Source organism: Allohahella marinimesophila (assembly GCF_039538005.1).
Lineage (GTDB): Bacteria > Pseudomonadota > Gammaproteobacteria > Pseudomonadales > Oleiphilaceae > Allohahella > Allohahella marinimesophila.
In genome coordinates, this window is the sequence record NZ_BAABBO010000009.1 from 128,463 (window position 1) to 150,773 (window position 22,311).

Annotated in this window: 19 protein-coding genes; 12 read left to right on the forward strand and 7 right to left on the reverse strand. The window is 57.1% G+C overall.

Going from position 1 to position 22,311, the window contains the following annotated elements; translation table 11 throughout:
* Positions 1-18: 18 nt before the first annotated feature.
* Complete coding sequence (locus tag ABD735_RS09240; protein ID WP_344806339.1) at positions 19-3,072, reverse strand: class I adenylate cyclase domain-containing protein; 3,054 nt, start codon at positions 3,070-3,072, stop codon at positions 19-21.
* Positions 3,036-4,505: an argininosuccinate lyase gene (argH, locus tag ABD735_RS09245; protein WP_344805610.1), complete on the reverse strand. Its 1,470-nt coding sequence runs from the start codon at positions 4,503-4,505 to the stop codon at positions 3,036-3,038. Before argH ends, ABD735_RS09240 begins: the two co-directional genes overlap by 37 nt.
* Before the next feature lie 141 nt (positions 4,506-4,646).
* Here argH and ABD735_RS09250 point away from each other — a divergent pair, with 141 nt between their 5' ends.
* From ABD735_RS09250 to ABD735_RS09280, 7 genes are all read left to right on the forward strand, one after another.
* A complete protein-coding gene (locus ABD735_RS09250) occupies positions 4,647-5,777 on the forward strand; it encodes a sensor histidine kinase (RefSeq protein ID WP_344805612.1) in 1,131 nt (376 codons plus the stop codon).
* Positions 5,774-6,457, forward strand: a complete 684-nt coding sequence (locus ABD735_RS09255; protein ID WP_344805614.1) for a LytR/AlgR family response regulator transcription factor — start codon at positions 5,774-5,776, stop codon at positions 6,455-6,457. The genes ABD735_RS09250 and ABD735_RS09255 overlap by 4 nt, the downstream gene beginning before the upstream one ends.
* On the forward strand, positions 6,457-6,600 hold the full coding sequence (locus ABD735_RS09260; RefSeq protein WP_344806341.1) for a LytTR family DNA-binding domain-containing protein: 144 nt from the start codon (positions 6,457-6,459) through the stop codon (positions 6,598-6,600). The genes ABD735_RS09255 and ABD735_RS09260 overlap by 1 nt, the downstream gene beginning before the upstream one ends.
* 83 nt (positions 6,601-6,683) lie before the next feature.
* Complete coding sequence (gene hemC / locus ABD735_RS09265; RefSeq protein ID WP_344805616.1) at positions 6,684-7,697, forward strand: hydroxymethylbilane synthase; 1,014 nt, start codon at positions 6,684-6,686, stop codon at positions 7,695-7,697.
* A 15-nt stretch (positions 7,698-7,712) separates the two neighbouring features.
* Complete coding sequence (locus ABD735_RS09270; RefSeq protein ID WP_344805617.1) at positions 7,713-8,492, forward strand: uroporphyrinogen-III synthase; 780 nt, start codon at positions 7,713-7,715, stop codon at positions 8,490-8,492.
* Positions 8,493-8,507: 15 nt separating this feature from the next.
* On the forward strand, positions 8,508-9,860 hold the full coding sequence (locus ABD735_RS09275) for a uroporphyrinogen-III C-methyltransferase (RefSeq protein ID WP_344805619.1): 1,353 nt from the start codon (positions 8,508-8,510) through the stop codon (positions 9,858-9,860).
* A 6-nt stretch (positions 9,861-9,866) separates the two neighbouring features.
* A complete protein-coding gene (locus ABD735_RS09280) occupies positions 9,867-11,135 on the forward strand; it encodes a heme biosynthesis HemY N-terminal domain-containing protein (protein WP_344805621.1) in 1,269 nt (422 codons plus the stop codon).
* On the opposite strand, the gene ABD735_RS09285 is transcribed toward ABD735_RS09280, so the two are convergent.
* The 4 genes from ABD735_RS09285 to trxA all read right to left on the reverse strand — a co-directional run bounded on the left by ABD735_RS09285 (position 11,100) and on the right by trxA (position 15,279).
* Entirely contained in the window at positions 11,100-11,831 is a 732-nt protein-coding gene (locus tag ABD735_RS09285) for a CDP-6-deoxy-delta-3,4-glucoseen reductase (protein ID WP_344805623.1), read from the reverse strand. The genes ABD735_RS09280 and ABD735_RS09285 overlap by 36 nt on opposite strands.
* The gene (gene ubiD, locus ABD735_RS09290) at positions 11,828-13,333 is read right to left on the reverse strand and encodes a 4-hydroxy-3-polyprenylbenzoate decarboxylase (RefSeq protein ID WP_425548598.1); all 1,506 of its coding nucleotides are present in this window, start codon (positions 13,331-13,333) and stop codon (positions 11,828-11,830) included. Before ubiD ends, ABD735_RS09285 begins: the two co-directional genes overlap by 4 nt.
* 35 nt (positions 13,334-13,368) lie before the next feature.
* A complete protein-coding gene (gene rho / locus ABD735_RS09295) occupies positions 13,369-14,637 on the reverse strand; it encodes a transcription termination factor Rho (RefSeq protein WP_344805624.1) in 1,269 nt (422 codons plus the stop codon).
* A 315-nt stretch (positions 14,638-14,952) separates the two neighbouring features.
* Positions 14,953-15,279 carry a thioredoxin TrxA gene (gene trxA / locus ABD735_RS09300; RefSeq protein ID WP_344805626.1) on the reverse strand — a complete coding sequence of 109 codons (327 nt, stop codon included), beginning with the start codon at positions 15,277-15,279 and terminating at the stop codon, positions 14,953-14,955.
* 226 nt (positions 15,280-15,505) lie between these two features.
* Here trxA and ABD735_RS09305 point away from each other — a divergent pair, with 226 nt between their 5' ends.
* A complete protein-coding gene (locus tag ABD735_RS09305; protein WP_344805628.1) occupies positions 15,506-17,101 on the forward strand; it encodes a Ppx/GppA phosphatase family protein in 1,596 nt (531 codons plus the stop codon).
* Here ABD735_RS09305 and ABD735_RS09310 read toward each other — a convergent pair.
* The gene (locus ABD735_RS09310; protein WP_344805630.1) at positions 17,035-18,999 is read right to left on the reverse strand and encodes an ABC-F family ATP-binding cassette domain-containing protein; all 1,965 of its coding nucleotides are present in this window, start codon (positions 18,997-18,999) and stop codon (positions 17,035-17,037) included. The genes ABD735_RS09305 and ABD735_RS09310 overlap by 67 nt on opposite strands.
* 56 nt (positions 19,000-19,055) lie before the next feature.
* Here ABD735_RS09310 and ABD735_RS20160 point away from each other — a divergent pair, with 56 nt between their 5' ends.
* The 4 genes from ABD735_RS20160 (at position 19,056) to ABD735_RS09325 (ending at position 22,304) form a co-directional block, all read left to right on the forward strand.
* The gene (locus tag ABD735_RS20160; RefSeq protein WP_425548599.1) at positions 19,056-19,658 is read left to right on the forward strand and encodes a TIGR02444 family protein; all 603 of its coding nucleotides are present in this window, start codon (positions 19,056-19,058) and stop codon (positions 19,656-19,658) included.
* Between the two features lie 14 nt (positions 19,659-19,672).
* On the forward strand, positions 19,673-20,176 hold the full coding sequence (locus ABD735_RS09315) for a DUF4124 domain-containing protein (protein ID WP_344805632.1): 504 nt from the start codon (positions 19,673-19,675) through the stop codon (positions 20,174-20,176).
* A 112-nt stretch (positions 20,177-20,288) separates the two neighbouring features.
* The gene (gene bamJ, locus ABD735_RS09320) at positions 20,289-21,128 is read left to right on the forward strand and encodes a BamJ family beta-barrel-assembly machinery protein (RefSeq protein WP_344805634.1); all 840 of its coding nucleotides are present in this window, start codon (positions 20,289-20,291) and stop codon (positions 21,126-21,128) included.
* 207 nt (positions 21,129-21,335) lie between these two features.
* Positions 21,336-22,304 carry a hypothetical protein gene (locus tag ABD735_RS09325; RefSeq protein WP_344805636.1) on the forward strand — a complete coding sequence of 323 codons (969 nt, stop codon included), beginning with the start codon at positions 21,336-21,338 and terminating at the stop codon, positions 22,302-22,304.
* Positions 22,305-22,311: the final 7 nt, after the last annotated feature.

The following is a 22,311-nucleotide window of genomic DNA, read 5'->3' on the forward strand; positions in this document are numbered from 1 at the left end:
ACGCGCTCGTCCGGAACATCAGAGAGAGGCCGTGGCATTTCGCCACAGACCACGCTCGACCCAGTCGCGGCACCTGAGGTAGTCCGCCAGCTCACGCCCAATCCGGTCGCCCGAAGCGTCGACTGGCAGGCTGAGATCCGTGATCGTGAAAGGTCGCAGGGTCGAGCCGACCGCCGCCTCCCCTCTCACGCCACTGGAAAGATACCGGGCCAGCTCAGCGATACTGCCATCAAGGCCAGTCTTGTGCGCGAATTCCATATGCTCACAATACAGATCAAATCCCAGGATGCAGCCATTCAGAGTGAAACTGTCCAGCCCGCGATCCGCCGGATCGAGCACGTGGGCCACGATCCGGATTTCAGTCAGCTCCCCCTCCCAGGTCTGGTGTTCCAGAGAGACTGGACTTGTGCGGCGCGTCGTTTCCCGGGCGAGCTGCTGCGCATTCTGTGTTTCGTCTCGCGCAGAAACTGTGAGGCCACGCCTGACCGGTAGGTCACCTACGATGAAGCAGTTGATCTGAGAGACAGCACCCTGCGGAACGACGCCAATCTGCATCTGCAGTTTATCGAGCGCGTTGCGGATGAAAGTCAGCAGGCCGTTGCTGCAGCGCCTGCCCGTCGAGTCACCGATCCAGCTGCTGCCCCACGCGGTTTCACCGCTGCAGAGCGTGCCGAAGGCATCGAAAACCCAATAGCCCGCCCTGTTGGCCTGCGAGTAGTCGAAGCAGATTTGGATGGCTTCCGCCTCATTGAGCGGGGCAACCGCCTTGAGCGTATGTTTGCCGAGCGCGTAGTCGTCGATGACAAGTTTCATGAAGCGGGCACGTGGACGCCCGAGCGCCTGGATCAGTGCAGCGGCATCATCGAGCGCCAGCAATTTCACCTCAGCATTGTTGCCCGCTGAATTGGTGTCGCGCTCCAGCAGGAAGCGCCGCTTGTCCTGTTCGATCACGTATCGATCCCAGGACGTAGAGAGCAGTTGACGACACAGCTGCCCGACCCTTTGTGAGAGCGCCAGTGCCCTGCTGTGACAGAAGCAGACCACCACCGGCAGCGTCGAGTTTTTTGAAGCCAACAGGAACCGCAGACACTGCATGAGCGTATCGCCGCTCTCGAAGCGCAGCACGGAGACTTCGTTCCAGCTGTTGCTGATCAATAGGTCCACGCTGCTCACAAGACCGACACGCTCTTCGGAAAACGATAGCGGATCGGTCCGGTTGGACACCTTGCTCAGACCCTTTTCTGTCAGTCTGGCCAGTGGATCGACACCAACATTGAGAAAGATAATGGTTTTGCGCAAAGTCGCGGGCTCAAGATAAGAGGCCTGTGGCGCCGCAGGCATATCGCTCGCAGTGAAGCCGATTTCGCTATTGAGTGTCTGAATGAGCTGCTGCAATTCTGCCAGCGATATGGCGTGGTAGGCGTGGAACTGCGCAGCTTGCTCAGCATCACGTCTGTCGTCGACGACCATGCGCACACTGGTATGGGGACGGAGCTGACCGTTGAGATGACACCAGGCCAGCAGCTCGATCAGACTTTCCGACTCACGCAGCAGCTGGTGCTCAGCGTTTTTGACTTCCCACTGCGCACCACCCTCGTTGATGACCAGCTCGAAGGTGAGCTGCTGCTCGCTCAGGTCAGAGTTGATACCTGAGTTGATGAGTTCGAGCTTGCCAGCCTTGCGCTGGAATTGGGCATACAGCTTGCGACCCAGCAGATGCACGTCTCTTGCGCTAATGGCAGCTGTCGCCTGACGGCTTCGCGCCAGGGAGGACAGAAAACGATAACTGGCAGTGAGAGCCTGCACCAGTCGCCGCTGCTCGACGACGACTTCGTTGGTTTTCCATTGATCATGACGATCGAGATAGCGAAGGAAATCAGCAGACCAGCCAAAACCATCAACGGTTTGCTGAAGCAGGCGAGCCTTCCAGTCTGCCCGGGCGCTACCGGCACGCCTCGACAACCTGGTCCCTGCCTTCAGATAAAAACTCTGACGGACGAGCGCCAGCCGCTCGCTCATGTTCAGATGTGTAAGGCATCGCTCAAGATACCAGTAGAGCATGAGGTAGGGGTCGAGTTGATCTGCTGCCACTTCATCACGGTAAATCTGCGCCTTGAAGCTGACACACAACGGCATGGTCGAGACTTCAGGCGCATCCAGCAGCTCGCTGCGCCGTGCATAACACTCCATGAGCGAGAGCTTCAGCAAAGACTTGTATGGCGAGTCGATACTCTTGTAAAGCTGCCAAAGCCCAGCGCCGATGAATTCGTTCTCAGGCACCTCGCGGCAGCCACCGAAATCGACGTAGTCGCCACTGCGAATAAAGCGCTTTTCAGCGAGAAGGCGTGCGGTGGCGTCGTAGGATTTCTCGCAGTCTGGCGGTATCAGCCACCACAGCGGCCAGGCACCTGCCAGGTAGACGCAGGTACGGTAGAACTCATCGAGCAACACATAATGCTGGGCTGTTCCGGAATCTTCACTGTCAGCCTGACGCTGCTGGGCCTGCTTGCGAAAGCGTGCGGCATTCATGGGGAAGAAATGAAGGTCGATGCCGAGCTCGGCCGCCGCAGCCGACACAGCCTTCGCCTTGGCATCCAGAGCAGAGATCGCTTCGACAGTGAGGCCATTGCGATAGACCAGCCAGACATCGATATCACTTGAGCTGCTTTGCGCCAGTGTACCGGGGCTGCCCATGATATAGAGACCAATCACATCTGGTCGGGTCAGTTTATCGGCGGGCTGATGCTGAAAACTGCGCGACAAGCGTTGTAACTGTTTGAGCCGCGGCTTATCGATGCTGAAATTGACGATGCCGCAGGGCGCTGAGCGGGTCGTAAAGCCCGGCAGAAGGGGATGGTTGACATGAAACAGCACAGGCAGAACGCTGAGAAACACCGACTGCCGGTCGTTGTATTGTTCGAGTATGCGCTCGAAACGCGTTTCAGAGAGCGTGAGAAAACGCTCCCGCAGGATCTTCAGCTCCTTGCGATCGACGCCGGTCCTATAGTCCGGTGCCAGCGGCCGAGAGCGACCTTTCAGGAGCGCGCTCCCACCCTGCGTTCTTCGACCCAGGCGAGGGTGGCCTTTGCAGCCTCCGCTACCCGAACGGGCGCCGTGCCACCGGGGAGACTGCGCGCATTGACCGAGCCTTCCAGCGTCAGTACTTCACTGACGTCGGCAGTTATGGATGGGTGAAAGGCCTGTAATTGTTCAAGTGGCAGATCTGACAGATCACCACCGTGTTCGACGCACCAGCCAACGGCCTTGCCGACGACTTCATGCGCATCCCTGAAAGGCAAGCCCTTGCCGACGAGGTAATCAGCGAGGTCGGTTGCGGTGGCAAAACCACGTGCCACTGCCTGGCGCATGGCCGGTGGATTGACCGTCACTGCCGCCATCATGTCGCGGAAAGCCGTGAGTGAATTGCGAACGGTATCGACCGTATCGAACAGTGGCTCCTTGTCTTCCTGGTTATCCTTGTTGTAAGCCAATGGCTGCGACTTCATCAGTGTCAGGACCGACATCAGATGACCGTAGACCCGCCCTGTCTTGCCGCGGAGCAGTTCCGGCACGTCGGGGTTCTTCTTCTGAGGCATGATCGACGAACCGGTACAGAACTTGTCTGGCAAATTGATAAAGCCGAACTGCGCAGATGTCCAGAGGATCAGTTCTTCTGAAAAGCGCGACATGTGCATCATCAACACGCTGGCAAAGCTGCAGAACTCAATGATGAAGTCGCGGTCGCTGACCGCATCCAGCGAGTTCGCCGACATCGTCTCGAAGCCGAGTTCGCTCATGGTCATCTGACGATCGAGCGGATACGGTGTGCCGGCGAGTGCGGCCGAGCCAAGCGGCATGCTGTTGCAGCGGGCACGGCTGTCGATGAGACGGCCATAGTCACGTTTGAGCATCTCGGCCCAGGCCAGCATATGGTGGCCAAATGTCACTGGCTGCGCCGTCTGCAGATGCGTGAAACCGGGCATGATGGTGGCGTGTTCACGGTCCGCCAGCTGGCCCAGAACGGCTATCGTCTCAAGCAGCTGGCTGGCGATGGCGTCGATTTCGTCACGAAGAAACAGGCGGATGTCGGTTGCCACCTGATCGTTTCTCGAACGGCCGGTGTGTAGCTTCTTGCCAGCAGCACCAATCAACTGGGTCAGGCGTGACTCGATGTTCATGTGCACATCTTCGAGCGCGATTGACCACTGGAATTCGCCCCGCTCGATTTCAGCACTGATCTGACTCAGCCCACCGACGATGGCCTGGTAGTCCTCGTCGGTGATGATTGACTGCGCAGCCAGCATCTTTGCATGCGCAAGCGATCCCTGGATGTCATAGCTGGCCAGGCGCTGGTCGAAAGTCACGGATGCGGTGAAGGCCTGAACGAAGGCATCGGTCGCTTCAGTGAAACGTCCACCCCAGAGGGCTGGATTGGACGGTGCGGCGTTGGAAGCCCCTGCTTCAGCAGGTGCGGACTGGGTCGACTGGTCTTTCGGATCGGCCATGGCTATGTGTTGTCTCTCTTGGTCGCGGGAAAAGTCGCGTGATAATGAAACGCCGGGGGCCAGTTGTCTTGCGAGCGGTGGCAGGGCGAGGAGTTCTTCTGACTGCTATTCTGTTGAGTATACCAAAGAGGGCACGATGGCGTGAATTCTAGCGAAAGACCTGCGGACACAGGGAGCCCAAGCTTCCTGCCTGACATCTGTCAGCGTCACGCCGTGCTGCCCATTATCTTGGGTGCCTTGCTCGGCTCGGTACTGTTCACGCTGCTGCATTCAGGTCCGGGACAGTTCGACACTATCTATTTTTCACTCACCGCCCTGTTCATGCTCTGGGTTGTACTCACGAGCACCTTTCTGGTCTGCCGCATGCAGTCGTTCGCACGGCATCTCAGTATCGCGTGGCAGGGCAGTCTGGCCTGGCTCATCAGCATATTGGTGACCGTCTTCTGCTCGACGGCCGCCGCGCTGCTATTTCCAGACCTGGTCAGGCAGTTGGCTGGCCCCTTTCAGTTCGTGCTGCACACCGGGCTGATCAGTGCACTGGTAGCTGGCCTGATGCTGCGTTATTTCTATCTGCAATTCCTCACCAGTCAACGCAGGGAAAGTGAGCTCGAATTTCGTCTCGAAGCCCTGCAGGCCAGGATCCGGCCGCACTTCCTGTTCAACAGCATGAACTCGATCGCCAGCCTGATACCGGAAGACCCTGTGGCTGCGGAAGCGGCTGTACTCGATCTGTCCAAGCTGTTCAGAGTGGCCCTGCGAAAAAGTGATCAGCTCATTTCACTGGCTGAGGAACTGAGCATCTGCAAAGCCTACCTTGATATTGAAAAGCTGCGGCTGGGAGACCGTCTGCTCGTGAACTGGCCGAAGGTACTGCCAGCCTTTGCAGCCCACGCGCGGCTGCCGCCGCTGACGCTGCAGCCTATCGTGGAAAACGCCGTCTATCATGGGATACAGCCCCTGCCAGAAGGCGGTACGCTCAGCCTTGAACTGTCGGAACGCGACCGCTTCTGCTATGTCATGATCAGCAACCCCATCGCCAGCCCTCAGCAGACTCGTGTCGGTCCCGATATCGTTGACGTCGATGACAAGCGCAGTAGCGCCGGCAACCACATGGCGCTCGATAATACCCGACAGCGCCTGGAGGCCGCTTTTGGTGATGCGGCGGTGCTCAAGAACAGTCGAACTGAAGAGGTCTATACGGTGACACTGCGCATGCCGCTGCACAGCCAGACCACACCCTTCGGCCTTATCGTGGAGCCGCGAAGCACATGAGCCTGAAGCTGCTGATTGCCGACGATGAGCCGCTGGCGAGGAAGCGCATCCAGCGACTGCTGGCGGATACGGATTACCTGGTCTGCGCCGAGGCAGTCAATGGCGAACAGGTGCTGATGCTGGCCGAAAGCCTCAAGCCCGATATCGTATTGCTGGATATTCGCATGCCTGGAATGGATGGCCTGACGGCCGCCCGCCAGCTCAGTCGCAACACCCGTCCGCCGGCCATCATTTTCACCACCGCCTATGATGAATATGCACTCGCGGCAATACAGGCCTCAGCTAGTGCCTACCTCATGAAGCCGATCGAAAAGGAGGATCTGCTGCAGGCCCTTGCGCGCAGCGTCGTCACCAATCAGGCGCAATTTGCCCGGCTTGGTTCGCTGCAGCCCACGGCACCAGACGAGCATGGCGCTGATTTCATCACCGTCGACAGCGCCAGGGGCAATCATCGCATCGAGTTGGCTGATGTGCTCTATGCGCGAGCCGACAGCAAGTACGTCAGCCTCAGACATCTCGCTGGCGAGTGTGTCTGTGACCTGTCACTTCGTCAGCTCGAAGAGCGCTATAGCAGCCACTTCATCAGAATTCACCGAAACACCCTGATCAATCCGGCCTATCTCAAGGCGCTAAAGAGCGCTATAGCAGCCACTTCATCAGAATTCACCGAAACACCCTGATCAATCCGGCCTATCTCAAGGCGCTAAAACGCATCGAGGAGGGCCAGTATATGGCCGTACTTCGCTTTGTCGACGAGCAATTGCCAGTGAGCCGCAGACTGTTGCCGCAGGTGCGTGGCGCACTGGCGGGCAATACTGACTAAGCTGAAAGCATGCTGAATGGCGACAGGTCTGGTAGCCTGTGCGGATTACTTGCCATCCGTTCAATGCTGACGAAAGAGAGACCATGGAACTTACCATCGCCACCCGTAGCAGTGCGCTCGCGCTGTGGCAGGCCAATCACGTAAAACGGGAACTGGAAGCCCTGAACCCGGGCCTGCAGATTCACCTCCTCGAAATCAAGACGCAGGGTGACATCATTCTCGACGTGCCGCTGGCAAAGGTTGGCGGCAAGGGACTCTTCGTCAAGGAGCTTGAAACCGCGCTGCTCGCCAATCGGGCCGATCTTGCGGTCCACTCAATGAAAGACGTGCCAATGGCCTTCCCCGAAGGCTTGCACCTCCCGGTCATCACTGAGCGTGACAGCCCTTACGATGCCTTTGTCAGCAACAAGTATGCGGATTTCGATGCTTTGCCAGCTGGCGCCGTAGTGGGCACCAGCAGCCTGCGGCGTGCCGCCCAGATTGCAGAGCGCCGGCCCGACCTCTCGATCAAGAGCCTGCGTGGCAATGTCAATACCCGCCTGGCCAAACTTGACGATGGCCTCTACGACGCCATTATCCTGGCCGCCTCCGGCCTCAAGCGACTTGGCTTCCATGACCGCATCCGTGGCAGCCTGCCATCCGAAGTGTCCCTGCCCGCTGTTGGTCAGGGCGCACTGGGTATCGAAATTCGCAGCGGCGACGAGCGCGTAGCCCAGCTGATCGAGCCCCTGCGACATCGCGAAACCAGTTTGATCGTTCGCTGCGAGCGCGCAATGAATACCCGTCTGAATGGCGGCTGCCAAGTGCCCATCGCGGGATACGGAGAGCTGCTCGATGGCTCACTTCAGCTCAGAGGACTCGTGGCCGAGGTCGATGGCAGCCGCGTTCTCCACGCCAGGGACAGTATTCAGCTGAGCGAGCACTCCCCAGCCTCCGGCGCCCCCGAACTGGACGGACTGGCGCCTGATGCCTTTGAAAACCTTTGCAAGGCCGCAGAAATGATGGGCGTGCGCGTCGCCGAAAATCTTCTCGGTCAAGGCGCTGGTGCCATACTCGAAGCGGTGTACGGTGATTCGCCACCGGACCACAGTCGTTAAGCCATGGTGACGTCGATGCAGACCACAAGGATCCTGTTATCGCGACCGCTCGTCGAACGGGACGACGGTCAGCCACTGCAACAGCCGGAAGATCCCCTACTGAGGGCCCTGCATCGCACTGGTGCCGGTGTGATGAATTTTCCGATGCAATCACTGCTGCTCTATTCGAAGCCGCCGGCTGCGCAGCGCAGCTCTATTACGGACATCCACTGTTACGACAATATTCTGGTGACCAGCAAAGCCGCTGCCAGGCAACTGGTGGACTATCTGGACCAGTACTGGCCTCAAACGCCGGTCGGTCTGCCGTTGATGGCACTGGGCAGTGGCACCGCCGAGGCCCTACGGCCGCTCAGTCAGCGCATCGTGCTGCCTCAGGCTGGACACAGCTCTGAGCATCTGCTCGCACTGGCCACCCTGCAGAACGTGACGCATAGACGAATTCTGCTGGTAAAGGGCGAGGGCGGACGCAGTACACTGGCGGACACCCTGGGAGCCCGTGGTGCAAAAGTCGATACATTACTGTGTTACGAGCGTAAGAACGTCGAGCACCCGACAGCTGAGCTGGAGCAGCTTGAGCGTTTCGACCCCACTCACGTGGTCGCGCTATCGCTGGAGACACTGCAGGCCCTGCTGGCGCTGAAACGGCCCAAGCTCACGCACGCGTCGTTTTTCGTACCCAGCGAGCGGGTTGCCGAGCCACTGCGGGATGCGCATGTAAAATACAAGGTTACGGATGATTTACGTCCGACCAACATGATAAAGTTGCTTGGGCTCGAATCCGAAGCCGGGACATAAAAAAAAGGATGTAACGTGGCAGACGACACACACTCAGACAAACCTGTGCAGAATTCCGATCTACCTGCCGGAGGCTCTCCACTGGCATCCGGCGCCCCGGACAGGGCGGCAGCGGGCACTTCAAAGCCGCAGACTCCGAACGCTTCCAGCAGCAATGCCAATGCTACAGGCGGAAGTCCAGCCACGCCCCGATCGTCCACAAACGGCTCCCGGTCCGCTGCCACTACTTCAGGCGCAACGCCACCGCCCCCTACCCCGCCCAGGTCGGCAGGCAAAACGCGCGTGTGGCCACTCTGGCTCGCCTTCCTCCTGCTGCTCATTGCGCTTGGTGCAGGCGCCTGGTATGCCTGGAATCATCTGCAAACGCTACGCGGCGAAATCGACCAGTCTGTTGAAAGCCAGCTGTCAAAGGTCGAATCCACCACTCAGCAGGTGCGAAGCGATCAGAGTGCGTTCACCTCATCCATGAGCACTCTGCAGCAGCAGCTGCAGGCCTATGATACGCGTATCGATGAACTGTCTGCGCAACTGGACAAGACCGCTCAGCAGCTACTGGCAGACCAGGCCACGAGCCGAACTGACTGGCTACTGGCCGAAGCAGAGTATCTTCTGCGACTGGCGAACCAGCGTGTTCTGCTGGAAAAGGATGTCGACAGTGCCCTGGCCATCCTCATCGCGGCAGATGAAGCATTGAAGGAAACCGACGAAGTGGCCGTTATTCCGATTCGCAAGACCATCGCGTCGGAAATGCTCGCGCTCAAGTCGCTTGGTGAAGTTGATGTCACTGGCGCTTACCTCAAGCTGGAAGCACTGGCGGAACAGATCACTCGCATGGACGAGTCGCTCATGCTGAAAGAGTCACCCCTTGCGAAGCAGACGATGGAATCCGGCGATGGTCTGGTGATCAATCCTGACGCTGAGCAGACTGATACCAGTGCGGCGGAAGAGGCGGACCAACCCTGGTATCGCAAGGCACTGACGACAGCGCAGGAGACCCTGAACAGGTTCGTCATCGTCCGGGACCTGGACGAGCCAATCGCACCGCTGCTTGCCCCCGAGCAGACGCATTATCTTCGCCAGAATCTCAGACTGATGATCGAGCAGGCGGAGCTGGCGCTACTGGAACAGAATCAGGAGATCTATTCGAACAGTCTGGACAAGGCGGAGAAATGGATCCGTAGCTACTTCGTGGAAGACAGCTCTCAGACCAATGCCCTGCTTGATAGTATCGAGAGTCTCAAAGCCATCTCGGTGGACCCGGAACTGCCAGATATTTCCGCTTCATTGAGACAGCTGAAAGGCCTGCTCGAGTCGGTTTACCAGATCGGGCCGTCATCTAACCCGCCTTCAGACGAAAGCGGGGAGTAGCGCTACATGAGCAGGTTAATCATTTACGTACTGCTGGCGGTTGCCGTCGGCCTTGGCCTTGGCTACCTCGTGCAGCTCGACCCAGGCTACATCCGGGTTTCATGGATGAACTATCTGGTGGAAACCACCGTGTGGATCGCTCTGATTCTGATAGTGATCACCATATTACTGGTTCAGCTGGTGTTGAAAACTCTGTTCGCGCTGCTAGCGACCAGGGCTGGCTTTCGTTCCTGGCGTGAGGGCTATGCCGATTCCCGTGCGCACAAGCGCACACAGCGAGGGCTTCTCGACTTTGCTGAAGGCCGCTGGGACCGGGCTGAGCGACGCCTGGTGAATTCGGCGGACAAATCTGAAGTGCCGATGATGAGTTATCTCACAGCAGCGCAGGCGGCCAGTGAGCAGGGCGATGTCGCCCGCAGTAATCAGCTGCTCAACAAGGCCAAGGCGGTCATGCCTAACAGTGACTTTGCGGTTGAGCTCACGCAGGCGCAGATGTATATCGCCCGTGAACAATTCGACGAAGCCAAGGCGCTGTTGGTGCAGCTCAATGGACGTCGAGCAGGACACTCTGCGGTCCTGAGGCTACTACGACAGTGCATGCTGGAAACAGGTGATTGGGCAGGACTCGTGAAGCTGCTCCCCGAGATCGACAAACACTGCAAGCTCACCGAAGATCAGATGAATGGTCTCAGGCAGTCTGCCTGGTTCAACCTGCTCGACAGCAAGGCGACAACAGCAGGCATCACAGCTGAAAACACATTGGACAACGGATCCGGCACCGCCGAGCTGGATGATGTATGGCACTCCTTGCCACAGCAGTATGCCCAGCACCCTGTGTTCATTCGGAGCTATGTTGCCGGTCTGATGCGAGCTGGCTCACTCGGCCAGGCTGTCACCGTGCTTCGCAAGGCGCTTACCCGCAACTGGCAAGGCGATCTGGGGCTGCTGTATGTGAAAGCGGCGTCCGCCAGCGGCGATGCCGAGCAGGCCCATGCGGACCTTTCGAAATGGCGCGCAGGCCGGGATGAAGATCCTGACTTGCTGCTGGCGCTGGGTATCGCCGCTGAGCGCTCTGGCAACCTGGACGAAGCCAGGGCCTGCCTCGAGAAGAGCCTGCAGTCACGCGAAAGCAGCGACACCTATGGCGCGCTTGGTCGTGTGGCAAACAGACAGGGGGATTTCGAATCGGGCAGTCACATGCTGGAACTGGCGTTGCAGCATGATCAACTTGAAAAGCGCCTAGCGAGCTCTGGGCGCGTACTCCAGCACGTCTGAGTAGAAGCGGTCTTCCGGCAGCCCCAATGGTTCCAGTGCATCAAGCGCACTGTACACCATTGTCGGTGAACCGCTAGCGAACACCATCGACGAGCTCCAGTCATGACGACCCTCGATCGCCGCGCGGATCAACTCCGCGTGGTGCCCTTGCCATTCGTTATCCGCGTTATCCGCCGTGACAGCAACGAAGCGCAATTTACCCTTTTTCATCCAGTCTTCAGCGATCGAGCGGGCATACATGTCGCTCGCTGTTCGCACGCCCCAATACAAGGATACCGTGCGCTTGTACGCCGACTGGTGTAGAAACTCGATGATCGACTTCATCTGGGCAAATCCGGTACCCGCTGCGATCAGAACGATATCGAAATCGGGGGCGTGATCCAGACAGCTTTTGCCAAGCGGCAATGCCACCTGCAGGGGCTCTCCACTCTTAAACTGTGTCTTTAGATAGTTCAGAATCGCAGTCGAGTTTTCGAGCGCCTCCGGGGCCTCGATGTGCAGCTCGATGATCGCAGCCTGTGGTGCACTGGCAATGGAAAAGAAGCCGTCGGCGACACCAGGCACCAGCAATTGCAGATACTGTCCCGCAGCAAATAAAGGCTGCTTCACTGAGCTCAGATCCGGTTCGAGTTCCACGCGATAATTATCACCGCTCAAGCGCTCGATGGTGTTTACCTTGCATTCTATTGTCTTCAATCAGCTCTCCCAAGCCCTAAGGAATCCCACAGCTCATCAACCCGCTTTTTCACTTCCGGCGCCATGGACAATGGCCTGCCCCACTCTCGCGAGGTTTCGCCCGGCCATTTGCCGGTGGCATCGAAACCCATCTTGGAACCGAGTCCGCTGACCGGCGAAGCGAAATCGAGATAGTCGATGGGGGTGTTTTCGATAGATACGGTATCGCGTACCGGATCCATTCTCGTTGTCATCGCCCAGATGACGTCATTCCAGTCACGGGCGTTGACGTCGTCATCGACGACAATAACAAACTTGGTATACATGAATTGTCGCAGAAAAGACCACACACCCATCATCACCCGCTTGGCGTGACCTGGATACTGCTTCTTCATACTCACAACAGCGAGCCGATAACTACAGCCTTCAGGCGGCAGATAGAAGTCGACAATTTCCGGAAACTGCTTTTGCAGCAGCGGCACGAAGACCTCATTCAGTGCTACGCCGAGAACGGCAGGCTCATCAGGGGGACGGCCGGTATAGGTGCTGTGGTAGATCGGGTCACGACGCTGTGTGATGCGCTCAACGGTGAAGACCGGAAAGCGCTCCTGCTCGTTGTAATACCCGGTATGATCGCCGAAAGGCCCTTCCATCGCAGTTTCGCCTGGATAGATAAATCCCTCGAGAATAATCTCCGCACTCGCAGGCACCTGAAGGTCGCTGCCAATGCACTGGGTCAGTTCCGTCCGCGAACCCCTGAGTAATCCGGCGAACGCATACTCAGAGAGCGAATCAGGAACCGGCGTGACGGCGCCAAGTATCGTCGCAGGATCGGCGCCCAGCGCTACAGCAATTGGAAACGGCTTGTCAGGGTAGGCCTTCTGCCAGGCCTGATAATCCAGTGCGCCGCCACGATGAGACAGCCAGCGCATGATGACCTTATTTCGCCCAATCACCTGTTGCCGGTAAATGCCAAGATTCTGCCGAGGCTTGTCTGGATCGGGCCCGCGCGTAATCACGAGCGGCCAGGTAATCAGCGGGCCAGCATCATCAGGCCAGCAGGTCTGAATCGGATAGTCTGCAAGATTGACGGCATCGCCTTCGATGACGACAGCCTGACACGGCGCGCCACTCACGACCTTGGGGCTCATCTTCATGACCTGCCGCAGCACCGGCAATTTGCTCCAGGCATCGCGAAGCCCCTTGGGAGGCTCAGGCTCTTTCAGAAAGGCAAGCAGACGACCAATGTCTCGAAGGCTATGCACAGACTCTGCGCCCATGCCGAGCGCAACGCGTTCTGGTGTACCGAAAAGATTGGCCAGTACGGGAATTTTAAAGCCCGTTGGATTTTCAAACAGAAGCGCAGGCCCCTTTGCTCGAAGCACCCTGTCGCTGATCTCTGTCATTTCGAGAACAGGACTGACTGGGGTCTTGATGCGGATCAGGTCGCCACGCTTTTCAAGCAGCGCAATGAAGTCACGAAGATCCGAGTACTTATGGGCTCGCTCGGGGAGCTCGATCACAGCGCTATCCTTGTCCTGTTGGCATTACGGGAAGTCTACTTCCGTTGCTTCTTCATGGACTGGAAGAAGTCTTCGTTGGTCTTGGTATCTTTCAGTTTGTCGATGAGGAATTCAACCGCAGCGCCATCGTCGTCCATGCTGTGCAGCAGTTTGCGCAGAATCCAGACTCTTGACAGCTCATCTTCAGACATCAGCAATTCTTCGCGACGCGTGCCTGAACGGCGGATGTTGATAGCCGGGAAGGTTCGTCGCTCGGCAATCTTGCGGTCCATATGGACTTCGAGGTTACCCGTGCCCTTGAATTCTTCGTAGATGACTTCGTCCATCTTCGAGCCTGTGTCGACCAGTGCGGTTGCAATAATGGTCAGACTGCCACCTTCCTCGATATTACGGGCCGCACCGAAGAAGCGCTTTGGACGCTCGAGCGCATGCGCATCGACACCACCGGTCAGTACCTTGCCGGAGCTTGGCACGATGGTGTTGTAGGCTCGCGCCAGACGGGTAATCGAGTCGAGCAGGATAATGACATCTTTCTTGTGTTCGACGAGACGTTTGGCCTTCTCGATGACCATTTCAGCCACCTGAACGTGACGGGCTGGTGGCTCATCGAAAGTACTGGCGATAACTTCCCCACGCACCGTTCGCTGCATCTCGGTCACTTCTTCAGGCCGCTCATCGATGAGCAGGACCATGAGATGACATTCGGGATTGTTACGCGTAATGGACTGCGCAATATTCTGCATGAGCAGCGTCTTACCAGCCTTTGGCGGCGATACGATCAGCCCACGCTGGCCCTTGCCGATAGGCGCCACGAGATCAAGAATTCGTGCGGAGATATCTTCGGTGCTGCCGTTGCCAGCTTCGAGGCGGAGACGTTCCTGGGGGAAGAGCGGTGTAAGGTTTTCGAAGAGGACTTTGTTCTTGGAATTTTCAGGCTTGTCGAAATTGATTTCGCTGACCTTGAGCAGCGCAAAGTAGCGCTCGCCATCCTTCGGAGGCCTGATCTTGCCGGACACCGTGTCGCCGGTTCGCAGCGTAAATCGTCGTATCTGACTCGGCGAGACATAAATGTCGTCTGGTCCAGCCAGATAAGAACTGTCTGCCGATCGAAGGAACCCGAAGCCATCCTGAAGTATTTCGAGGACACCATCTCCCGAAATATCTTCACCACCCTTCGCGTGTTTTTTGAGAATGCCAAATATGACGTCCTGCTTGCGAGACCTGGATAGATTGTCGATGGACATATCCTGGGCGATCTGCAGGAGTTCAGGTACGGATTTGGTCTTGAGTTCGGTTAGATTCATGATGTAGGCGTGTCTTGTAGTGTAGTGATTGTGGGTTCTTCAGGGTGTGTGTAAGGAAAGCTCGGGGGGCTGCGAAGCCTGTAGTACTCAACGTCAAATCAAGGGAACGTTGGTGCACTTCAAAGGTCATGAGACCGGCCGGTGAATGTTATACCGGAAGATACAGGCTTGAAGCGTATGGAAAGCTCAATGCAGCGGAGGGTCCCGCTGCAGCATTCAGGACTTATATTTAGTAGATTTAATGTCTGCTGGCAACAAAAACCTGAAATTATTTTGCCGACTATAAACTACCTTAATACTTTGAGGGAAGCTGAATTACAGGTTGCTGTCGAGAAACGCGGTCAGCTGTGACTTGGACAGCGCGCCAACTTTCGTTGCATCGACGTTGCCGTTCTTGAACAGCATCAGCGTTGGAATACCGCGAATACTGAACTTCGGCGGCGTCTGCTCATTTTCGTCGATGTTCAGCTTGCATACCTTGAGCTTGTCGCCGTATTCGTCGGCAATTTCCTCGAGCACTGGTGCGATCATCTTGCAGGGCCCACACCATTCCGCCCAGTAATCGACAAGCACAGGGCCGTCAGCCTGCAGTACTTCGGATTCGAACGTGTCGTCAGTAACACTGATTATCTGCTTAGACATAAGAGGTTTCCTTCCTGATTCGGATGCTTGTGGATGCTACGTAGCAAGGGCAGAATTTTAATATATGGACTTTACGGACAAATACAAGTGCCGGACTGTTCCTTGATGCCAGCGTGGCTTGCATTCCTGCTTCAGACGAGGGTAAAACTGAGCTATCCTTGCCGGGCGCCGGACCATAGCGTACACCCGGAATCTGACCGAAGCCAAACGGACACCCTCAAGCACCATGCCCCAAGCCTCCAGCGTGAAAACCGCGTACAGCGCCGCCGAGCCCATCAACATCGCCTCGATCGACATGGGTTCCAATAGTTTTCACATGGTGATCGCGCAGCTCGTTCATAACGAAATTCGCCCTATCGAAAAAATCGGGGAAAAGGTGCAACTCGGTGCCGGACTGGACGACAGGATGATGCTGGACGAGGCTTCGCAGCAGCGCGGGCTCGAATGTCTGCAGCGCTTTGCGCAACGGCTCCAGGGCATTCACCCCTCGCGGATCCAGGTCGTCGGTACCAATGCATTGAGGGTGGCGCGAAATGCGCAGGACTTCGTCGTCAAGGCCGAGGCCATTCTCAACAGTCCGATTGCCATCATAAGCGGCAGAGAAGAAGCACGACTGATTTACCTCGGCGTTGCCCATTCCCTGTCTGATGACGCAGGACGCAGACTGGTGATCGACATCGGCGGGGGCAGCACGGAGTACGTGATTGGCGACCGCTTCGAACCTATCGAGCTCGAAAGCATGCACATGGGCTGCGTGGGCTACCGGGACCGTTTCTTCACCAACAAGAACAATGAAGTCACGGCGTCTCCCGAGCAGTTCAAGGCAGCCATCACTGAAGCCTCACGTGAACTGCTCGCCATAAAGAAGCGCTTCAAGAAGGTTGGCTGGCAGCAGTGCACAGGCTCCTCCGGCTCTATCAAGGCCATTCAGCAGGCGCTTGAGGAGAACAAGCTTTCACCTCACGCCATCACCCTGCCCACCATGCTCGAGCTGCAAAAACAGCTCATGGAGGGGGGTGACAAGCTCAAGACTTACACCGCCACGCTCGACCGACTGAATATCCGCAAGGAACGCCAGACCATCTTTGCTTCCGGCCTGGCCATATTGATTGCGGCCTTCCAGACGCTGAAGATACAGGAGATGGAGTTCTGCGACGGTGCGCTACGTGAAGGCCTGCTTTACGATGCGCTCGGCCGAACTCAGCATGAGGACGTGCGAGAGCGCACCATCAGTAGCCTGCAGGCGCGATATCAGATCGAGACCACGCATGCTGCAGCGGTGGAAGCGACAGCCTGCAGATTGTTCGATCAGCTCATCAAGGCGAATGCGACCGACGAGGCGCTGGCCGGATACTGGCGGGATGTTCTGCAATGGTCAGCACGGGTACACGAAATCGGCTTGGCGATTTCCCACACCCAGTATCACAGGCACGGCGCCTACCTGCTGGAACACAGCGATCTGCATGGTTTTTCGAAAAGGGTGCAGCATCTACTGAGCATTCTTGCGAGAACTCACCGGCGTAAACTGTCTGACGAACTCTTTGCCGATCTGCTGCCAGACGATCGCCCCTGGGTCATCATGCTGGCAGTCATTCTGCGCCTGGCGGTTATCATTCACCATGATCGTTCGCTGAACGAGCCTGCAGCACTGGCCATTTCGCTGAAAGACAACGTCTACCGCCTGAGCTTCCAGGACGAGTGGCTGTCCGAGCGACCACTGTCTCAGGCTGATTTCTCGGCTGAGGCAAGCTATCTTCAGCGCATCAAGGTCGAGTTGATCGTCGAGTCGAGCGCCTCTATCAACTCCAGCAATTCCAAATAACCCGCCTCGCGTTCATCCAGCTGACTCTTGAGTGTCGCCTGCTCTTTCAACGCCGCCTCCAATCGGGCAGCCTCGCCTTCAGAGTACAGGGTGCTATCACCCAGGATGTCCTCGACGGCAGCCAGCGCCGCCTGAGTTTCAGCCATAGTCTGCTCCGCCGTCGCCGCCTTTTTCTTCAATGACACCAGCTGCTTTTCCTGAGCTTTCTGTTCTGCGCGGTCGGCGGCCTGCTGTTCGGGTGACTTTTCTATTTGCTGTATTTTAATAGCCTTGGTCTCGACCCCTGCGGCTGCCTTGCCGCCGGCCGCACGCGCCTTTATTTCCGCCTGCAAACCGCGCTCATATTCTTCGAGCGAGCCATCGAAATGCCGCACTGCACCATCGCGCACCCAGACAAAGTCTTCGGCCAGGGCATTGAGGAGGTGGCGATCGTGCGATACCAGCACCACGGCGCCAGCAAACTGTTCCACCGCCACCGCCAGCGCCTGTCGCATCTCCATATCGAGGTGGTTGGTCGGCTCATCGAGCAGCAGCAGGTTCGGACGTTGCCAGGCAATGAGCGCCAGCGCGAGTCGGGCACGCTCTCCGCCTGAAAAATCGGCCACCTTTTGCGTCATCTGGGTGCCGTCGAAGGCGAAGCCACCAAGAAAGTTCCTCAGGGCCTGCTCGCGGGCCTGCCCATCGGTTTCGCGTTCCAGCTGCTGCATGTGCTGCAAAGGCGTGTCGTCAGGTCGCAAATAGTCGAGTTGCTGCTGGGCGAAATAGCCGATCTTTAGATGAGCGCCCGTGGTTCGCTGACCAGCCTGCAAGGGCAACTCTCCGGCCAGGGTCTTGATCAATGTCGACTTGCCCTGGCCGTTGGCGCCAAGAATACCCAGCCTCAAGCCCGGCAGTATCGTCATATTGACGCCCTTGACCACGGTGACATCGCCGTAGCCGAGACTGGCCCGATCAAGCACCAGCAAAGGCGTCGAGACTTTATCCGAGGCCGGAATCTCGAAATCGAAAGGCGAGTCTACATGTGCCGCGGCAATCAGCTCCATCCGCTGCAGGGCCTTGAGCTTGCTCTGTGCCTGTGATGCCTTGGTGGCCTTGGCACCGAAGCGGGCAACGAAGCGGTGAATGCTCGCCACTTTCGCCTGTTGCTTCTCATAGAGAGACTGCTGCTGGGCCAACTGTTCGGCGCGTGCCATTTCATAACGATCGTAATCGCCTGAGTAGAGTTGCAGCTGGGCATTCTCCAGCGCCAGTACGGCGCCACAGGTCCGGTTTATGAAATCGCGGTCGTGGCTGATGAGTAGCAGCGTGCCCGGGTAGCGTGTCAGCCAGGCTTCCAGCCAGACCATGGCGTCGATATCGAGGTGGTTGGTCGGCTCGTCGAGCAGCAGCAGGTCCGAAGGGCACATCAGCGCCTGGGCGAGGTTCAGCCGAATGCGCCAGCCACCAGAGAATGCCGACACAGGTCGGTGCATTTCCTCGGGTTTGAAGCCAAGACCGGCGAGCAGCTGTTCTGCCCGAACGTCTGCCGTATAGCCATCGAGAACATCAAGGTCACCATAGAGCTTCGCCGCGGTGTCATAATCTTCTATCCGTTCCGCAGCCTCCAGACGACGCTGAACATCGCGCAGCTTCCTGTCGCCATCAACCACATAGTCGAGCGCCGACCTCGAAGTCGACTCGGTTTCCTGCGCCATGTGAGCAATGCGGGTTCCGCCTGGCAGATTATATTCGCCCTGCTCTGGCGTCAGCTCACCGAGCAACAACGAAAACAGGGTGGATTTGCCGCTGCCGTTGCGGCCGACCAGAGCGACACGCTGGCCATCCGGGATCTTGAGTGAAGCATCGCGGATGAGGTAGCGGCCACCGCGCTGGACTGACAAACTCTGGAACTGCAACATACTGGAACCATGACGGGAACAGGATACGCGCCGAAGCGCACTTTTAAGAGGCCAGCATGATAGCAGAGCAACTGCAGTCCTATCTAACTCCGCTCACATCTGAACAGCAGGCACAGGCCGCTGAACTATGGGCTTTCGCGTACAATAAATATGCTGAACAGCCTATAGCCGACCTGTGCATGACACTGCAGAATTGCCATGGCTTCGATACGAATTGTCTCCTGTACGCTGGCTGGCTCGCCAGCAGGCACGTCCTGAGACCGAAGTGGCAGCAATGGCAGGCTATCTGCGACAGCAGCAGATACTGGCAACACACCTTTGTAAGCCCCATCCGACATCTGAAGCGAACCATACCCGCCCAGACTGCAGGCGCACTATCTGCAATCCGGGCTGATCTAGCCGCACTCGAACTTTCATGCGAGCGGCGCCAACTTGAAGTACTTGTCGCGACAGACGCTCTTGCAGTCGGCCTGAGCACAGAGGTAAGGGGGACAGACCAGAATTGCATCCAGAATTTCGCTCTACAGAACCTGTTAGCCTACATGACCTGCGCCCACACTGGCGCAGTGCCGGCGGCAGCCTCTCTGACAGCCAGTTCAGTACAAATGCAGGACTATGGACTACAGTTAGCAAGGCACCTTATGAAGCCGGCGAACTAGTTCAGAGTGATGCTATGCTGAAATGGCTATTCAGACTCCTGACTGTGCTTTCGATTGCAGCCGCAATCGCATTGCCATTCTATTTCGAATCCTTTCTGCCTGGCGGCAGCAAGAGCGGCTCCGCGCCGGTGCTGTCAGTGACCCCGGAACGCGCCAGTTCCGCGAATATCACAACAGTGTACAAGTGGCGCGACAGCAGTGGCACCTGGCAGTACAGCGATCACCCGCCATCCAATGCCAGCGACCTGCAGGTCATGGAAATCAATAGCAACGTCAACATACTGCAAAGCCCACGGTCCGAAGCAGCCGGAACCGCTGACTCTGAGCGCCCCTCAGAAGCATCAGCTACGACTGCCAGGCAAACAGACGCCAAGGCCTCAGGAGAGGACAGCACCTTCACACTTCCGCAATCGGGGCTCCCCCAGCTATTGGATGGCAGCGCCATCCGCAAGGCGAATGAAGCACGGGAAATCATGGAACAGCGCCGTAACCAGCTAGATGAGTTGATTGAGCGCTAACGCGCATTACCGACTTTTCAGCTCAGCGAGTTGCGTCACTCTCCGCGAGACGACACAATGGCCCGTTACAGCGCTTGACGCTTACTCAAAAAGTAAAAAGGGATCACTGCCAATGACAACACTATCCTTCAAAGCCCTGCTTGCGGGTTCATGTATCGCGCTTGTTTCATTAAGCGCCTGCTCTGGTGAGAGCGACTCGGTAGAAAAGACCGATGCCGCCGCCCCAGCTGAATCCAGCACTGCAGCGCCAGCCGATTCAGGCGCAGCCAGCGGCGAACTCACTACGGATATCGACAAGATCAGTTACAGCTTTGGACAGATGCTCGGTCGCCGCATGAATATGCAGATGCAGGATCTGAACATGGAAAAATTCATGGTGGGGGTAGAAGATGCCTATCATGAAAAGCCCTCGCAGATTGATGACGAGGAAATGAATCAGCTGATGCAGCAGTACCAGATTGAGCAGCAGGAAAAGCAGCAGAAGGAATTCACTGAGCTGGCTGAAAAGAATCTCGAAAAAGGCCAGAAATTCCTTGAAGAGAACAAGAGCAAGGAAGGCGTGAAGACCACAGATTCCGGCCTTCAGTACAAGGTGATCGAAGAAGGCGAAGGCGAGTCCCCTACGGCCGAAAACACCGTTGAAGTTCACTACACTGGCAAGCTGATCGACGGCGAAGTCTTCGACAGTTCAGTCGAGCGCGGCGAGCCTGCAGTGTTCCCGCTGGCTGGCGTTATTCCTGGCTGGGTAGAAGGTCTGCAGCTGATGAAGAAGGGCGCTAAATACCAGCTCTTTATCCCGGCCGATCTGGCTTACGGCCCGCAAGGCAATGGCCGCATTGGACCGAATGAAACACTGATATTCGATGTAGAGCTTTTGAATATCGAAGAAACGCCTGAAGCAGCCCAGCAGCCGGAAATGGCCCCTGAGCTGTCTGAGGAAGACGCCGGCTAAACCTTTGCCAGCGCTCTGACAAAGCCGGACCATGAATCATGGTCCGGCTTTTTTGTGTTCGTCTATTCCCGCTCGCCCGGCTATATCTGCCTCTCCTGAAAGCAATTGGCCTACATGCCGATCTTTTCATCGTCAGCTGGTCCTGTTCCTGCATTAAAGCCGTACTACAGTCACATCACGACGCGGATCCGGGGGATAGCTTCGCCAATGACCGAAGACCTGGCAGAGAGCAGCAAGCTGCTGCCGATACGCGGTTTGCTCGAGCAGGCCATACAGCAACATCGCCTTCCACCGCAGTTTCTGAAAGACTGCTCACGCATTGTTCTACCCATTGCGCAGGAGATTGCCCTTTCAGGCGAGAAGAGAGGCGACAAGGACGGCGCACTAATTTGGGGCGTTTGTGGTTCGCAGGGCAGTGGCAAGTCCACAATGGTGCACTTCCTCAGTATCATGCTCGAGTCCATGTTCAATCTGCGTTGCCTTACACTGTCGATCGATGACTTTTATCTCAGCCATGAAAGGCGTCTGCAACTGGCAAGAGACATCCACCCCTTATTGAAAACGAGAGGTGTGCCAGGCACTCACGATGTACACAGTGGCATCGGCCTTTTTCGCACACTGAAGCAGCCCTCTCACGAACGGTCGACGCAGGAGCCGCTCAATCTGCCGGTATTCGATAAGGCAAGAGATGATATCTCGAACCTGTTTCGAGCAGGGCCGCTTCCAGGTGATATCGATGTGGTTCTGTTTGAAGGCTGGTGTGTGGGCACGCCACCGCAACCGGCGTCAGCACTCACCACAGCCGTAAACCAGCTCGAAGCAGACGAAGACCCGAATGGTGATTGGCGCCGTTACGTCAATGCCGAGCTCGAAGGCGCCTATGCGGAGTGGTTCTCGCTGCTCGATCATCTACTACTGATCAGAGCACCTGATTTCACCAAGGTGCATCAGTGGCGTCTGGAGCAGGAGGAGAAGCTCAGGGCCGGTTACGTGGAGCGTGGCGAGGAACCGCCTGCGGGACTTATGGACGCCAGACAGATCCATCGCTTCATTTCACATTACGAACGTCTGACACGCTGGAATCTCGAGGTTTTACCAGAAAAGGCAGACATGGTATTAGAATTGAATGAGGATCATTCCATGCGCAGCCTCATCAAGCCGAACAAGCCTGCGTAGTTCGCTC